Origin of the sequence: Bradyrhizobium sp. YR681, from assembly GCF_000282615.1 — a bacterium.
Classification (GTDB): domain Bacteria; phylum Pseudomonadota; class Alphaproteobacteria; order Rhizobiales; family Xanthobacteraceae; genus Bradyrhizobium.
In genome coordinates this window covers 1-14,737 of sequence record NZ_AKIY01000025.1, presented here as the reverse complement: position 1 = coordinate 14,737, position 14,737 = coordinate 1, and the positions used below count along the sequence as shown (strand labels likewise).

Below are 14,737 nucleotides of genomic sequence, written 5' to 3'. Positions count from 1 at the left end.
TCGCCGCCCGCCTGACCTATGCGGCGCTGGGCTCCGACACCGGCGGCTCGATCCGCATGCCCGCGCATTTCTGCGGCGTCACGGGACTGAAGACGACCTGGAGCCGCGTCAGCCGCGCCGGCGCGATGCCGCTGTCGCAATCGCTCGACACGGTCGGCCCGCTTGCCCGTACCGCGGAGGACTGTGCGCTGCTGCTGGCCTTGATGGCGGGCCCCGATCCGGAAGACCCGACCGCCAGCCACGAGCCGCTGTCGGACTACGTCGCCGCGACCAGGAGTTCGCTGAAGGGCCTGAAGATAGGGGTGCCCGCGGCGTTCTACGTCGACGATCTCGACAGCGAGGTCGCGCGCGTGCTGGACGAGACCATCGCGGTGCTCAAGCGCGAGGGCGCCGACATCGTCAAGGTCGAGCTGCCGGACCAGCGGCAATTGCAGGCGGCAAGCCAGCTCGTGCTCGCGGCGGAAGCTGCCGCCTTCCACAAGCGCTGGATGATCGAGCGTGCACAGGATTACGGCGCGCAGACATTGATGCGGCTCCAGAACGGTCTGGCCGTTCCCGCCATCACCTATCTCGAAGCGATGCGCTGGCGCGGCCCCGCGCTCGCCGCGCACAACGCTGCAACCGCGGGCGTCGATGCGATTATCGCCCCGGCCTCGCCGGTGCCGGCGCCGACCATCGAGGAGAGCGATGTCGGCGGCGGGCCGAACGCGCCGGCCATGGTGCAGCGCCTGACGCTGTTCACCCGCCCGGTGAACTTCCTCGGCCTGCCGTCGCTCACCATTCCCTCCGGCTTCACCAAAAGCGGCTTGCCGGTCGGCATGCAGCTGATCGGCCGCTCCTTCGATGAAGCGACCCTGCTCACCATCGGCGCCGCGTTCCAGCGCGTCACCGACTATCACGATCGATTGCCGAAACTGCCGTCATGACAAAGCTCGTCGACATCTCAGGCCTCAACATCCGCTTCACCGGCGAGCGCACGGTCTATGCCGTGAACGATCTCAGCCTCTCGCTCGGTGACGGCGAGGTGCTGGGCCTGCTCGGCGAATCCGGTTCGGGCAAGAGCGTGACCCTGCGTGCCTTGATGCGGCTGCTGCCGAAGAAGCGCACGCAGATCACGGGCAAGGTCAACGTGATGGGCCAGGACGTGCTCGCCCTGAACGACGAGCAGCTGTCGTCGTTCCGCGGCCAGACCGTGTCGATGATCTTTCAGGAGCCCGCGCTCGCGCTCGATCCGGTCTACACCATCGGCGCGCAGATCGCCGAAAGCGTGGTGCGCCACGAGGGCAAGTCCCATGCGGAGGGGCGCGCGAGGGCGCTGGAGATGCTCGAAGTCGTGCGCATCCCCTCGGCCAAGCGGCGCTTGGACGCCTATCCGCACGAAATGTCCGGCGGCATGCGCCAGCGCGCGATGATCGCGCTGGCGCTGGCCTGCCGTCCAAAAATCCTGCTGGCGGACGAGCCGACCACCGCGCTCGATGCCACCGTGCAGATCCAGATCCTGCTGCTGCTGCGCGAGCTCCAGCGCGAGTTCGGCATGTCCGTCATCTTCGTCACCCACGATATCGGCGTCGCCATCGAGATCTGCGACCGCGTCGCGGTGATGTATGCCGGCCAGATCGTGGAGCAGGGGACTCTTCGCGATATCGTCCGCACCCCCGTGCACCCCTATGCCAAGGGCCTGCTCGCCTCCACGATCCACGGCGCCAAGCGGGGCGCGAGGTTGGAAACTATCCCCGGCACGCCGCCGTCGCTGGCCGAAAAACCCCACAACTGCTCCTTCGCCCCCCGCTGTGCCGTGGCCCAGCCGCGCTGCGTCGAGCAATTGCCTGCGAATGTGGAGGTCGGCCCAGGCCGGGCGGCGCGGTGCGTGCTGGCGGAGCCGGTGACCGTTTCTTAGGGCGCGCAGCGGTCTTTCCGGGGCCGGGTGCGCGCTGGACGGCAAATCCCGCGCTTCCCCAAAATTCCTCAACGACGACACCGGTTTGTCACAGTTCGCCGGTCGCCGGTGGGCGAGTCACTTCCTACTGTGCATGGGGTTGTTTTCGACATTTTTGTTGTTGCCGCCGCAACCGATCGGCGGGGAACAGCATTCACACCTCATTCATCCCGGTTCCCGTTCCATGGAGGCATTCACGGAAGAGGGGACCCCACTTATGTACATTTCCAACGAAGGCCTGCTTGTCATCCTGTTCGTCGGCCTCGTCGCGGGCTGGCTGGCCGGGAAGATCGTGCGAGGCGCCGGGTTCGGCATCATCGGCGATATCGTCATCGGCATCTGCGGCGCGCTGGTTGCGAGCCTTCTGTTTCCAAAGCTTGGCATCCGCATCGGTACCGGCCTGGTGTCCGAGATCGTCTATTCGGCCATCGGCGCGGTCATCCTGCTGCTGGTGGTGAGACTGGTGCGCGGCGGCGGCCGGTTCTAGCCCCACATCGGCTCTATCGGAACTTTCGCCTCTCCCCGGCTGGGGAGAGGCCGCGATGTCTGCTATAAAAAGCCGCAAAGACTGTGAAATACCGGACTTGCGTGCGGGGCCGACAGGGGGTGATGTGCCCTCAGGGGCCCGGATTAAATCGACTGCGCCGGTGCGCTGCGGGAATACGATGTTAATCCGGGTCGAGTACCCCTGAACCGCCTGTGAAATCAGGGGCTTTGCCCCTCACCTGAAAGAGATCAGACTGATGGCAGCCGTACCTGGCGTCCGCCGTTCAGAGCTCGGTGACGCCTTGCGCGCTTGTCGCACGGCGTTCGTCGGCGTCGGCTTGATGAGCTGCATGATCAACCTGCTCTATCTGACCGGGTCGATCTTCATGCTGGAAGTCTACGACCGGGTGCTGCCGAGCCGCAGCGTTCCGACCCTGGTCGGCCTGATCGTTCTCGCCAGCTTCCTCTATGCGGCGCAGGGCGTGCTCGACATGATCCGCAACCGGATCCTCGGGCGGATCGGCACCGCGCTGGACGAAGCCCTCAACAAGCGCGTGTTCGATACCATCGTCCGCCTGCCGCTGCTGGTCGGCAGCCGCAACGAGGGCCTCCAGCCGCTGCGCGACCTCGACAATGTCCGCTCCTTCCTCGGCGGCATGGGCCCGAGCGCGTTCTTCGACCTGCCCTGGCTGCCACTCTATCTCGCCATCTGCTTCGCCTTCCACGTCATGATCGGCGTCACCGCTCTGGTCGGCGCCGTCATCCTGGTCGGGCTGACGCTGGTCACCGAATTGATGTCCCGCCAGCCGGCGAAGGAGGCGATGGGCCTTGCCGCCCGGCGCAACGATCTCGCCCAGTCCAGCCGCCGCAATGCCGAAGTCATGGTGTCGATGGGCATGACCGGCCGGATGAACGCGCGCTGGAGCGAGGCCAACGAAAAATATCTCGACGGCAACCAGCGTGCTAGCGACGTCGCGGGCGGCCTCGGTGCGGTGGCAAAGGTGCTGCGCATGATGCTGCAATCGGCCGTGCTCGCGGTCGGCGCCTATCTCGTCATCCACCAGGAAGCGACCGCCGGCATCATCATCGCCGGCTCGATCCTCTCCGCCCGCGCGCTGGCGCCGGTCGATCTCGCCATCGCGCACTGGAAATCCTTCGTCGCGGCCCGCCAGAGCTGGCAGCGACTCACCCGCCTGCTGGAGCAGATGCCGGCGCAGACGATGCCGACCCAGTTGCAGGCGCCCACCAGCCGCCTGTCGGTCGAAGGCGTCGCCATGGTGCCGCCGGGCGACCAGCGTCTCATCGTGCAGGACGTCACCTTCGCGCTCGAAGCCGGCAACGGCCTCGGCGTGATCGGGCCGAGCGGCTCCGGAAAATCCTCGCTGATCCGCGCGCTGGTCGGCGTCTGGCATCCGGTGCGCGGCAAGGTGCGGCTCGACGGCGCGGCGCTCGACCAATGGTCGAGCGACGTGCTCGGCCGCCACATCGGCTATCTGCCGCAGGATGTCGAATTGTTCGGCGGCACCATCGCGCAGAACATCAGCCGCTTCGATCCCGAGGCAACGTCTGACGGCATCATCGCCGCGGCGAAGGAAGCCGGCGTGCACGAGATGATCATCAAGATGCGCGAGGGCTATAACACGCAGGTCGGCGAGCAGGGCACCTCGCTCTCCGCGGGCCAGGCCCAGCGCGTGGCGCTGGCGCGCGCGCTCTACGGCAATCCGTTCCTGATCGTGCTCGACGAGCCCAATTCCAACCTCGACACCGAGGGCGACGAGGCGCTGACCCGCGCCATCCGCAGCGCGCGCGAGCGCGGCGCCATCGTCGTCGTGGTGGCGCACCGGCCGATCGGCGTCGAGGCGGTCGACCAGATCCTGGTGCTGCGCGACGGCCGCATGCAAGCCTTCGGTCCGAAGGAGCAGGTGCTCGCCCAGGTGCTGCAGCCGCGCGTGACGCCGCCGGCTCCGATCAAGATCGTCAGCGAAGGCGGAGCCAAGGCATGAGCACGATGGCCATTGGCGGCAAGCCTGCCGCAAAGCGGACCGTGGGGGAATCGATCCGGTTCCACCTGATGCTCGGACTGGCAATCGTGCTGGTCCTGGTCGTCGGCCTCGGCGGCTGGGCGTCGACCGTCCAGATCTCGGGCGCGCTGATCGCGCCGGGCCAGATCGTGGTCGAATCCAACGTCAAGAAGGTGCAGCATCCGACCGGCGGCGTGGTCGGCGAGCTCCGTGCCCGCGACGGCGACGTGGTCAAGGCCGGCGACATCGTGGTGCGGCTCGACGACACCGTCACCAAGGCGAACCTCGCCATCGTCACCAAGAATCTCGACGCGGCGCAGGCGCGTGCGGCGCGGCTCCAGGCCGAGCAGCGCGGCATCGACAGGATCGACTTCCCGCAATCGCTGCTCGATCGCGGCAACGACCCCGACGTCAAGGCGCTGCTCTCCGCCGAAACCAAGCTGTTCGACGTCCGCGTCAATGGCCGCGCCGGCCAGAAGGCGCAGCTGCGCGAGCGCATCCAGCAGCTCAACGAGGAGATCGAGGGGCTCTCGGCGCAGGAGCGCGCCAAGGACAAGGAAATCTCGCTGGTGCAGCAGGAGCTGGTCGGTGTCCGCGATCTCTACGACAAGCACCTGGTGCAGATCTCCCGCCTGACCACGCTCGAACGCGATTCGGCCCGGCTCAACGGCGAGCGTGCGCAGTACATCGCCTCGCGGGCGCAGGCCAAGGGCAAGATCACCGAGACCGAGCTCCAGATCATCCAGGTCGACAAGGACATGGTCAGCGAGGTCTCCAAGGATCTGCGCGAGACCAACGACAAGATCGGCGAGATGATCGAGCGCAAGGTCGCGGCCGAGGACCAGCTTCGCCGCGTCGACATCCGCGCGCCGCAGGACGGCATGGTGCTGCAATCGACCGTGCATACCGTCGGCGGCGTCGTCACCGCAGGCGACGCGCTGATGCTGATCGTGCCGCAGGCCGATGATCTCCAGGTCGAGGCCAAGGTCAATCCGGTCGACATCGACAAGCTCCAGATCGGTCAGAAGACGCTGCTGCGCCTCTCCGCCTTCAACCAGCGCACCACGCCGGAGCTCAACGGCGTCGTCAGCCGGGTCTCGCCCGACGTCACCACCGACCAGCGCACCGGCCAGAGCTACTACACCATCCGCGTCTCGCTGCCGGCGGACGAGATCGCCCGCCTCGGCGACTCCAGGATGATCCCCGGCATGCCCGTGGAAGCCTTCGTCCAGACCGGCGACCGCACCATGCTGTCCTACCTGATGAAGCCGCTGCACGACCAGCTGATGCGGGCGTTCCGGGAGAAGTGAGGCGCGAAAGCGCGTCATCCCGGAGCGCGCTTAGCGCGCATCCGGGATCTGGAGCGGCAGATGCGGTCTCGCAGGGTGGGCAAAGGCGCAGTTGCGCCGTGCCCACGATCTTTTATACGATGAGCTGATGGTGGGCACGCTTCGCTTTGCCCACCCTACGCAACTACAGCACCTCGTTCTTTGCTATAGTTCGGCTCGAGCCCAAATAGCCCGGCGGTCGAACCATGCAATCTCCACCCACCATCGCCACCGAATCCTTTACCGACGCAGGCCTTGCCGTCGCCCGCCTCGAGGAGATCTACGAGCGCAACACCAGATTCCTGCGCGACCGGTTCGAGGCCTATGTCGGCGGCGAAGCCATCACCACGCGGGCGCGGGCCTACTATCCCTTCGTCCGCCTCACCACCGCGACGCATGCGCGGCTGGATTCACGTCTCTCCTACGGCTTCGTCGCCGGCCCCGGCGTGCACGAGACCAGCGTGACGCGGCCGGATCTGTTCCGCAGCTATCTCACCGAGCAGATTGGCCTGTTGATCCAGAACCACGGCGTGCCCGTGGAGATCGGCGAATCCGCCGAGCCGATCCCGATCCACTTCGCCTATCGCCGCGACATCAACATCGAGGCCGCCATCACCACCAGCGAGAACTCGCCGGTCACGCGATCGCTGCGCGACGCATTCGACGTGCCTGATCTGGCCACCATGGACGACTCGATCGCCGACGGCACGTTCCAGCTTCAGGCGGGCGCGCCGGAGCCGCTCGCGCTGTTCCGCGCCGCCCGCGTCGATTACTCGCTGCGCCGGCTCTATCACTACACCGGCACCGACCCCGAGCATTTCCAGAATTTCGTGATCTTCACCAACTACCAGTTCTATGTCGACGCGTTCGCGCAAGCGTGCCAGCAGCGGCTTCAGGCCGGCGAGGCCGGCCTCGAAGCCTTCGTCGCGCCCGGCAATGTGATCACGCGGAGCGGCGGCGCCATGACCGGGGACGCGCCTTCACGCACGCCGCAGATGCCGGCCTTCCATCTGGTCGCATCAGGCTATCGCGGCATCACGCTGATCAATATCGGCACCGGTCCGTCGAACGCGCGCAACGTCACGGACCACGTCGCCGTGCTGCGCCCGCATGCCTGGCTCATGCTTGGGCATTGCGCGGGCCTGCGCAACACGCAGCGGCTCGGTGATTACGTGCTCGCGCATGGTTACGTGCGCGAGGACCATGTGCTTGACCGCGAGCTGCCGCTCTGGGTGCCGATCCCGGCGCTGGCGGAGATGCAGGTCGCGCTCGAACAGGCGGTCGAGGACGTCACCGGCCTCGAAGGTTTCGAGCTCAAGCGGCTGATGCGCACGGGCACCGTGGCGAGCGTCGACAACCGCAATTGGGAGATCTCCGGCCCCGAGGTGATCCGCCGCCTGTCGCAGTCGCGCGCCGTCGCGCTCGACATGGAATCGGCTGCGATCGCCGCCAACGGCTATCGCTTCCGCGTGCCCTACGGCACGCTGCTCTGCGTCTCCGACAAGCCGCTGCACGGCGAGATCAAGCTCGCCGGCATGGCCAGCGAGTTCTACCGCCGCCGCGTCGGCCAGCATCTCGAGATCGGCCTGAAGGCCCTGGAGCGTCTCAAGCAGCAGGAATCGGAGCGGCTGCATTCGCGAAAGCTCCGCAGCTTCGCCGAAGTCGCGTTCCAGTAGCCAGGGCTGCCGGCCGGTTTACGTCGCCGCGCGCGGCAGCCTGTCGAGCAGCTCGCGGTCGAGGAAAGCCTTGACGTGCTCGCACGAAAGGTCCGAGTCCATCCGCTCACCATCGTACCAGCCGGCGGTCGTCAGCAGCGGAGGAAATTTCGGCGCCGGGTTGTTGGCCGTGTATGTCACGGCGAGGAGATGCGCTCCGGCTGAATCGGTGGCATGGATTTCCATCGACGGCGCGGCGGGGTCTGCGGCTTGATGCCGGCTTTGCAGGAATTCCGGGAGATGGGGCAGCCGGACCAGGATGTGCTCGGCGGGCGCGCTGTCGACTTCTCGGCCACCGTGCAGCGTTGCGAGCGTGAACAGGGCATATTTCGACGACGCCCGGGAATGGGTGAGGACGTCACCGATCTCCCGCTTGGCCGAGAGAATGCGTTCAACCGCGCAATTCACCAGCCCGAGGTCGTCGCCTTCAACGACGATGCCTCCGAACCTGGCTGGCAACGTGGTCTTCGGAATGGCCGCGACCTCGGCTCTCTCCCGTGCCTTGGCGTTGAGCACCATGACGAGGGACAGGATCCAGAACGCGAGCGGGGCCGAGACCGTGATAAGGGCGACGGTGCCGACGGCATCGCGCCTGGCCAGGAAGCGGAAAATGGCCGCGGTGAAGATGGCGTAAAATGCAAATGTCGGCAGAAGAATTGTCGGCAACAACAGCCCCAGGACGACGGGGATCGAATAGAGGGCCGCGGGCAAGCTCGTGGTCGGCAATATCGACCAGAGCAGGAAAGCCACGGCGACAGCGGCGCCGATCAAAGCCGCTCGTTTCGGTCGCCAGAGATTTGGCTTGGCAGGGCGCAGCGGTGCCGAACTCGACAGCGGCGGCCGCCAGAGGCGATAAGCCGCCAAAGCAAGGAAGGGCGGCATCGCATGAGGGCCGTAGGCGAGGGGTATATAGAGCCAGGCGGCGACGGACGGAACGTAGGCTGCGACAAGCGGAAGGAAGAACCTCTCGCCGAAAAAGACTGCGCAGATGGCGATCCATTTCAGCAGGACGAGCGCCGCAATGTCGATGATCGACTCGCCGACATGGCGCATCGTGCCGGTCGCCGGCACCGCGAGCAACGCCATCAGGGTCAGCCCGAACGCCGCAAAAAAGGGATAGTTGGGAAGGCCCGTGATTGGCGTGAAGGTCACGTCATGGAATTGGCCAGCCGCCGTATATTCCAGGACAGCTTGATCGCCAAACAATATGACCGGCACCAGCCAACCGAGCGATGGCCGCAAGCCGGCATCGCGGGCTCTTGCCGCGCAGATGATCCCGATCATCGTGAGCGGAACGGCAACAAAGACTTGCCAGAACAGAAATGGAAACGCGCCGCCGCACAGGACCAAAGGGCAATATGGCTTTGGACCGTTTTGCAGATAAAGAAACAGAAAGCTGGTGGCCGGCACGAGGGCAACCGCAATCGCCGCGCATCGGACATAGGCGGAGCGATCGAGAACGCCTCTCCACAGGAACATCCTCTGCTCCCTTGGCTCGCCGCATCAAGACCTGGGATGATACAACCTCAGGAAGAAATTGCCGAGTCCGCGTTTTTCCATTCGCATGCTGCTGACAAGTCGCCCGAAATTCAGCATTGTCCGCCGCGGGGGCTCGACCGGGACGACTTGATGCCACTGACGCGCGACAAGATCATTGGCCATGACCTTGAACGGCTGGCCTTTCGCTTCACCATGCTGAATGATGGAGAGGTCGTGCAATGCCAGATCAGCGATGCCGCGATGGACGCGCTTGCCGGCATGCTGGGCACCGAGAGCAGCGCGCGGCAGGCGCAGTTCTTGTCCCTGCGAGAGACCGTCGAGCGGATCGCGTCTGACATCTATGACGAGGCGCCGCGGGTCCAGGGCTACGTGGTGCGGATATTCATGCGGCATTTGGGAAGGTGATGATTGCCGCCGCGAGCACGAATCCCTCACCGTCACCCTGAGGTGGCCGCTTCTTCAGCGGCCCTCGAAGGGCGACGGCCGGGCTGCATCGGGGCCGTGCATCCTTCGAGGCTCGCTACGCGAGCACCTCAGGATGACGGATCTGATAGTGTGGTTGCTACACCGGATAGGATCACCCCTCCAGCTTCTTCAACAGCAGCTTTAGCGCCGTCGCCGCGAACACCTGCATGTTGGCGAACCGGTCATTGCCGCCCGTCTCCAGCGTGATCACCTCCGCCACAGGCCCCGCGACCGCCATGCAGCTATGACCGGCGGCATCGCCGTAGCGGTTGCCGGTGGGGCCGGCTGCGCCGGTCTCGGACAGGCCCCAGTCGGAGCTGAAGCGGCTGCGCATCTGCTCGGCGAGGAGTCTTGCGTAAGGCTCCGACGAGGAACGAAAGCCCTTCATTCCTTCGTCCGAAATATCCATCAGCACGCGCCTGGCATCGCGGGTGTAGACCACGGCGCCGCCGAGGTAATAGGCGGAGGCGCCGGGTACCGCGAGCAGGCTGGCCGAGATCAGGCCGCCGGTCGATGATTCCGCCACCGCAATGGTCTGTTTGCGCGCGATCAGCTTGGCCGCGACCTGTTCCGCAATGCCGACGAGCTCTTTCATCCCTTTGACCTTTCATTCCTCGCAACGGAGCTGCGCCTTCCTAGCATACGACAGTGGTCTTGGCCGAGTTGCGGGCGGCGGGCAGGCCTGCTTGAATGGTGGGACACAAGACGGCAGCCGCAAAGCGCCGCCCAAGACAAAGACGAGGAAACGTAAAGGGAGACGTCATGGCGTCCCTGATCGCCGGCGGCGTCGATTGCGACGTGCATCCGGCCGTGCCGCATCTGACCAGCCTGCTGCCGTACCTGAACGACTATTGGCGCGATCAGGTGACGACGCGCGGCATGGTCGACCTCGTCTCGCAATCCTATCCGCAGAACTCGCCGATCGTGGCGCGTCCCGACTGGCAACCCGAGACGGGAAAACCGGGCGAAAGCCTCGAGGACATGCAACGCCATGTGCTCGATCCCTTCCAGCTCAAGCATGCCATCTGCAACCCGCTTTACGGCGTGCAGATGGTGTTTTCCGAGGATATGCAGGCCGCCTTCTGCCGCGCGCTGAATGACTGGCTGGTGGCAGAATGGCTCGATCGCGACGAGCGGCTGCGCGGCTCGATCGTGATCCCCACACAGAGCGTCGAGAAAGCCGTCGCCGAAATCGAGCGCTGCGCGCAGGACAAGCGCTTCGTCCAGGTCCTGATGCTGGTGATGGGCGACACCCCACTCGGCAAGCGGGCGCTGTGGCCGATCTACGAGGCGGCGGAACGGCTGGAACTCCCCATCGGCATCCACGCCGGTTCCGCCTATCACAATCCGCCGACGGCGGTGGGCTGGGGTTCCTATCACATCGAGGACTATGTCGGGCAGGCCCAGGCGTTCCAGACCCAGCTCACCAGCCTGATCGTCGAGGGCGTGTTCGCCAAATATCCGCGGCTGAAGATGGTGATGCTGGAATCCGGCGTCTCCTGGATCTCGCCTTATCTCTGGCGCCTGCACAAGTTCTGGCGCGGGGTGCGGATGGAGACGCCTTGGGTCGATCGCGCGCCGCTCGAGATTGTGCGAAGCAACATCCGCTTCTCGTTACAGCCATTTGATGCGCCGCCAGATGAAGCGACATTAATTCGCCTGTTTGATCATATGCAGTCGAACGAATTGGTCCTATTCTCCACGGACTATCCGCACTGGCAGTTCGACGGCCAGGACGCGCTGCCCGAGGGCCTCACCCCCGATCTCGTGCGCAAGATCATGATCGACAATCCGCATGCCACCTATCCCCGCTTGACGTGAGCCCGCTGCCAAAGGAGGCAAGGCGATGAATATCCAGTTCCGCGAAGGCACCGAAGCCGCTTCCCCCCTGACGACGAAAACCGCGATCGCGGACTGCGACATTCATCCGGCACGCGCCACGCGCACCGAGCTTTATCCCTATCTCGCCAAACGCTGGCAGCATCATCTCGAAGTCTACGGCGTTCATGCCTATCAGGGCATGACGGAAGGTCCGCCCTATCCGAAGGCCCAGCCCAACGCCTCGCGCCGCGACGCCTATCCGCCGGAAGGCGGCCCGCAGGGCTCCTCGCTCTCCTTCATGCAGAAGCAACTGCTCGATCCCAACAATGTGCAGCTGGGCGTGCTCAATCCGCTCAACACCGGGCAAGGCATCCGCAATCACGAGCTCTCGGCCGCGCTGTGCTCGGCGATCAACGACTGGCAGATCGACAAATGGACCAGCAAGGACAAGCGGCTGAAGGCGTCGATCGTCGTCGGCAATGAGGACGGGCTGTCGGCCGCCGCCGAAATCCGCGAGCGCGCCGGCGACAAGAACTTTGTGCAGGTGCTGCTGCTCAGCCGCAATGTCGAGCCGCTCGGCCAGCGCCGCTATTGGCCGATCTATCAGGCTGCGGAAGAGGCCGGCCTTCCCGTCGGCGTCCACGCCTTCGGCTTCGGCGGCAACCCGATCACGCCGTCGGGCTGGCCTTCCTATTACATCGAGGAGATGGTGGGCCACTCGCAGTGCCAGCAATCGGCGCTGGCGAGCCTCGTGCTGGAAGGCGTGTTCGAGCGCTTCCCGAAACTGAAGATGGTGATGATCGAGGCTGGCTTCGGCTGGGCGCCGTCGCTGGCGTGGCGGCTCGACAAGGTCTGGCAGCGGTTGCGCAGCGAGGTGCCGCATGTGAAGCGGCCGCCGTCCGAGTACATCCGCGAGCAGGTGTGGTGGACCACGCAGCCGATGGAAGATCCTGAAAGACGCGAGGATCTGTTCGACGTCATCAAATGGATCGGCTGGGACCGCCTCCTGTTCGCGACCGATTATCCGCATTGGGATTATGACGAACCGTCGCGCGTGCTGCCGGCGGGCGTCAGCGAAGACAACCGCGAGGCGTTCTATCTCGGCAATGCCAAGAAGCTGTACGGCATGTCCTGATGGCAAGACACGTCATTGCGCCTGTGGATGAGCTTCCGCCCGGCACGCGAAAATTCCTGGAGATCGACGGACGGCCGATCGCGATCTTCAACATCAAGGGCGAATATTTCGGCCTGATGAACCGTTGCCCGCATCAGGGCGCGGCGCTGTGCGAGGGGCCGCTGATCGGGCTCGCGCAGTCGAGCGACCCCGGCGAGATCGAATACACCAAGTTAGGCGAGATCATCCGCTGTCCCTGGCACGGCTGGGAGTTCGACATCCGCACCGGCCAGTCCTACTGCGACCCCCGTCGCTTCCGTGTGAAGGCGTACCCGGCGCATGTCGAGCCCGGCGCGGCCGTGGTGAAGGGGCCGTATGTCGCGGAGACTGTCACGGTGAAGGTCGAGAGCGATTACGTGGTGGTGGAGCTGTAGCCTCTCTTCACCCTCCCCTGGAGGGGAGGGTGAAGGACGGTGCCGGGAACGACCATCAATGCCCCGCGACCGGCTCCGCCGCCGTGTCATAGGCCGGCACCGTCTTGCCGCCGCCGCGGTAGACGATGAGTGTCGCGATAATGCTCAGTGCTGCGCCGAAGACCAGCCAATAGGCCGGCGAAGCCCGGTCACCGTTGGTCATGCTGATCAGCTTGGTCGCGACCGCCGGGGTGGACGTGCCGAAGATGCCCGCAGCCAGCGCGAATGCGATCGAGAAGCAGGTCGTGCGAACATGCGCTGGCACGATCTCGACCAGGCATCCAAGCATCGTGCCGCTGTAAACGCCGAAGTAGAACGACAGCATCATCTGCACTGCCAACAGCTTCCCGAGGCTAGGCTCAGCAGCGAGCCAGGACAGCGCCGGGTAGGTCGTCAGCAATGACAGGGCCGAGATCGTCAGCAGCACGGGCTTGCGGCCGATCCGGTCGGACAGCGCGCCGCCGACCGGATTCCAGATGAAGTTGGTCACCGCAACGAGAAGCGTGATGAGCAACGTCCCGGTCGGCGAGAGGTTGAGCTGCTTGCCGAAGCCGGGGGCATACACGGTAATGAAGTAGAAGGTTGTCGTGGTCAGCACGGCAATCATCATGCCGAGAATGACGATGCGCCAGTTCGCGATCGCCGACGCGAACACTTCGCGCGCGGTCGGATGTTTCTTCATGGCGAGGAAGGCCGGAGTTTCCTCGAGCGAACGCCGCAGGACGAAAATGACGGGGATGATGATGCAGCCGACGAAGAACGGAATCCGCCACTTCGCGATTCCTCCGATCGAGTCGAGGAAGGTGTCGCCGGGCATGGCTTCGCTCAGGATGAAGCCGATGATGGCTGCGACGAAGATCGCAACCTGCTGGCTGGACGACTGGAAGGACGTGTAGAAGCCGCGATTGCCGGGCGTCGCGATCTCGGAAAGATAAACCGAAACGCCGCCCAGCTCCACGCCGGCCGAGAACCCCTGGATCAGTCGGCCAATCAGGACAATGGCCGGCGCGGCAACACCGATCGCATCGTAGGACGGGCAGAAGGCGATCACCACGGTCCCGAGCGCCATGAGCGCGAGCGTGACAATCAGGCCCTGGCGGCGGCCGATGCGATCGATATAGGCGCCGAGCACGATGGCGCCCACGGGGCGCATCAGCGCGCCGAGCCAGAACACGCCATAGGCATTGAGCAGTGCCGCGGTCTCGTCCGCGGCCGGGAAAAACGCTTTTGCGATCGCCGGCGCGTAGAAGGCGAACAGGAAGAAGTCGAACTGCTCGAGGAAATTGCCGCTCGTCGCGCGCAGGATCGCGCCGATGCGCGACTTCAACTCGGGTGGATTTGCTGATTCTGCTGGCTCGGCCATGACGAGACTCCTCTGAAAGACGTGGCCGGACCGGAACTCATTTCACGGCAAGGCGACAGATTGATGCTGTGACAATCTGTCATACCCCTCTCGCGCGAGGCGATGCGAGTCAATCGAATTTGCCGGGGAAGCTGATGATTTTTCAGGCTTTATTCTGCGTTGCAGCAATCATCCATTGCCGGAACGCGGCGAGCTTCGGCACCTCGCGGCGGCCCTGCGGCGAGACCAGGTAGAAGCCGGCGTCCGCCGGCAGCGCGATCTTGAAGGGCACCACGAGCCGGCCCTTGGCGATGTCGTCCTGCACGTAGGAGGTGCGCCCCATCGCCACGCCGATGCCGTCGATCGCGGCCTGGAGGGTCATGAAGATCATGTCGAAGGTGATGCCGGGCTGCTTGGCGATGTCGGCCGGCAGGCCGGCGGCCGTCAGCCAGAGCCGCCAATCGTCGCTGTTGGCGTTGGAGGTGTGCAGCAGCGGATGATTTCGCAAATCCTCCGGCCGCCGCAGCGGCTTTTCG

At 65.1% G+C, this 14,737-nt stretch carries 14 protein-coding genes; 10 read left to right on the top strand and 4 right to left on the bottom strand.

The window, feature by feature from the left end; genetic code table 11:
* The 6 genes from PMI42_RS04165 to PMI42_RS04140 form a co-directional block, all read left to right on the top strand.
* A partial coding sequence (locus PMI42_RS04165) for an amidase (RefSeq protein ID WP_008130857.1) occupies positions 1-926 on the top strand: 926 nt, incomplete at its 5' end.
* Complete coding sequence (locus PMI42_RS04160; RefSeq protein ID WP_008130856.1) at positions 923-1,897, top strand: ABC transporter ATP-binding protein; 975 nt, start codon at positions 923-925, stop codon at positions 1,895-1,897. The genes PMI42_RS04165 and PMI42_RS04160, both read left to right, overlap by 4 nt.
* Positions 1,898-2,153: 256 nt before the next feature.
* On the top strand, positions 2,154-2,423 hold the full coding sequence (locus PMI42_RS04155; protein WP_035964451.1) for a GlsB/YeaQ/YmgE family stress response membrane protein: 270 nt from the start codon (positions 2,154-2,156) through the stop codon (positions 2,421-2,423).
* A 256-nt stretch (positions 2,424-2,679) separates the two neighbouring features.
* The gene (locus tag PMI42_RS04150; RefSeq protein ID WP_008130854.1) at positions 2,680-4,425 is read left to right on the top strand and encodes a type I secretion system permease/ATPase; all 1,746 of its coding nucleotides are present in this window, start codon (positions 2,680-2,682) and stop codon (positions 4,423-4,425) included.
* Positions 4,422-5,753, top strand: a complete 1,332-nt coding sequence (locus tag PMI42_RS04145) for an HlyD family type I secretion periplasmic adaptor subunit (RefSeq protein WP_008130853.1) — start codon at positions 4,422-4,424, stop codon at positions 5,751-5,753. Before PMI42_RS04150 ends, PMI42_RS04145 begins: the two co-directional genes overlap by 4 nt.
* 224 nt (positions 5,754-5,977) lie before the next feature.
* Entirely contained in the window at positions 5,978-7,447 is a 1,470-nt protein-coding gene (locus tag PMI42_RS04140) for an AMP nucleosidase (protein ID WP_008130851.1), read from the top strand.
* Between the two features lie 18 nt (positions 7,448-7,465).
* On the opposite strand, the gene PMI42_RS04135 is transcribed toward PMI42_RS04140, so the two are convergent.
* Positions 7,466-8,965, bottom strand: coding sequence for a hypothetical protein (locus PMI42_RS04135; RefSeq protein ID WP_008130849.1), 1,500 nt, complete (start codon positions 8,963-8,965; stop codon positions 7,466-7,468).
* A gap of 36 nt (positions 8,966-9,001) precedes the next feature.
* Between PMI42_RS04135 and PMI42_RS04130 the strand changes: the two genes are divergently transcribed.
* A complete protein-coding gene (locus tag PMI42_RS04130; protein ID WP_240535203.1) occupies positions 9,002-9,391 on the top strand; it encodes a DUF1488 family protein in 390 nt (129 codons plus the stop codon).
* A gap of 172 nt (positions 9,392-9,563) precedes the next feature.
* Here PMI42_RS04130 and PMI42_RS04125 read toward each other — a convergent pair whose 3' ends face one another.
* Entirely contained in the window at positions 9,564-10,046 is a 483-nt protein-coding gene (locus PMI42_RS04125) for a CinA family protein (RefSeq protein WP_008130844.1), read from the bottom strand.
* A 167-nt stretch (positions 10,047-10,213) separates the two neighbouring features.
* Between PMI42_RS04125 and PMI42_RS04120 the strand changes: the two genes are divergently transcribed.
* From PMI42_RS04120 to PMI42_RS04110, 3 genes are read left to right on the top strand one after another with little or no spacing between them, the layout of a single operon-like run.
* Positions 10,214-11,272: an amidohydrolase family protein gene (locus PMI42_RS04120; RefSeq protein WP_008130842.1), complete on the top strand. Its 1,059-nt coding sequence runs from the start codon at positions 10,214-10,216 to the stop codon at positions 11,270-11,272.
* A 25-nt stretch (positions 11,273-11,297) separates the two neighbouring features.
* Positions 11,298-12,407 (top strand): amidohydrolase family protein, encoded by a 1,110-nt coding sequence (locus tag PMI42_RS04115; RefSeq protein ID WP_008130841.1) that lies wholly within the window; start codon positions 11,298-11,300, stop codon positions 12,405-12,407.
* Positions 12,407-12,820, top strand: a complete 414-nt coding sequence (locus PMI42_RS04110; RefSeq protein WP_008130840.1) for a Rieske (2Fe-2S) protein — start codon at positions 12,407-12,409, stop codon at positions 12,818-12,820. Before PMI42_RS04115 ends, PMI42_RS04110 begins: the two co-directional genes overlap by 1 nt.
* Positions 12,821-12,875: 55 nt before the next feature.
* Here the strand turns inward: PMI42_RS04110 and PMI42_RS04105 are convergent, their stop codons facing one another.
* Both PMI42_RS04105 and PMI42_RS04100 read right to left on the bottom strand, forming a co-directional pair.
* Entirely contained in the window at positions 12,876-14,222 is a 1,347-nt protein-coding gene (locus tag PMI42_RS04105; RefSeq protein WP_008130839.1) for an MFS transporter, read from the bottom strand.
* A gap of 142 nt (positions 14,223-14,364) precedes the next feature.
* Positions 14,365-14,737, bottom strand: a 373-nt coding sequence (locus tag PMI42_RS04100) for a LysR substrate-binding domain-containing protein (RefSeq protein WP_008130838.1), incomplete at its 5' end; no start/stop codon positions are given.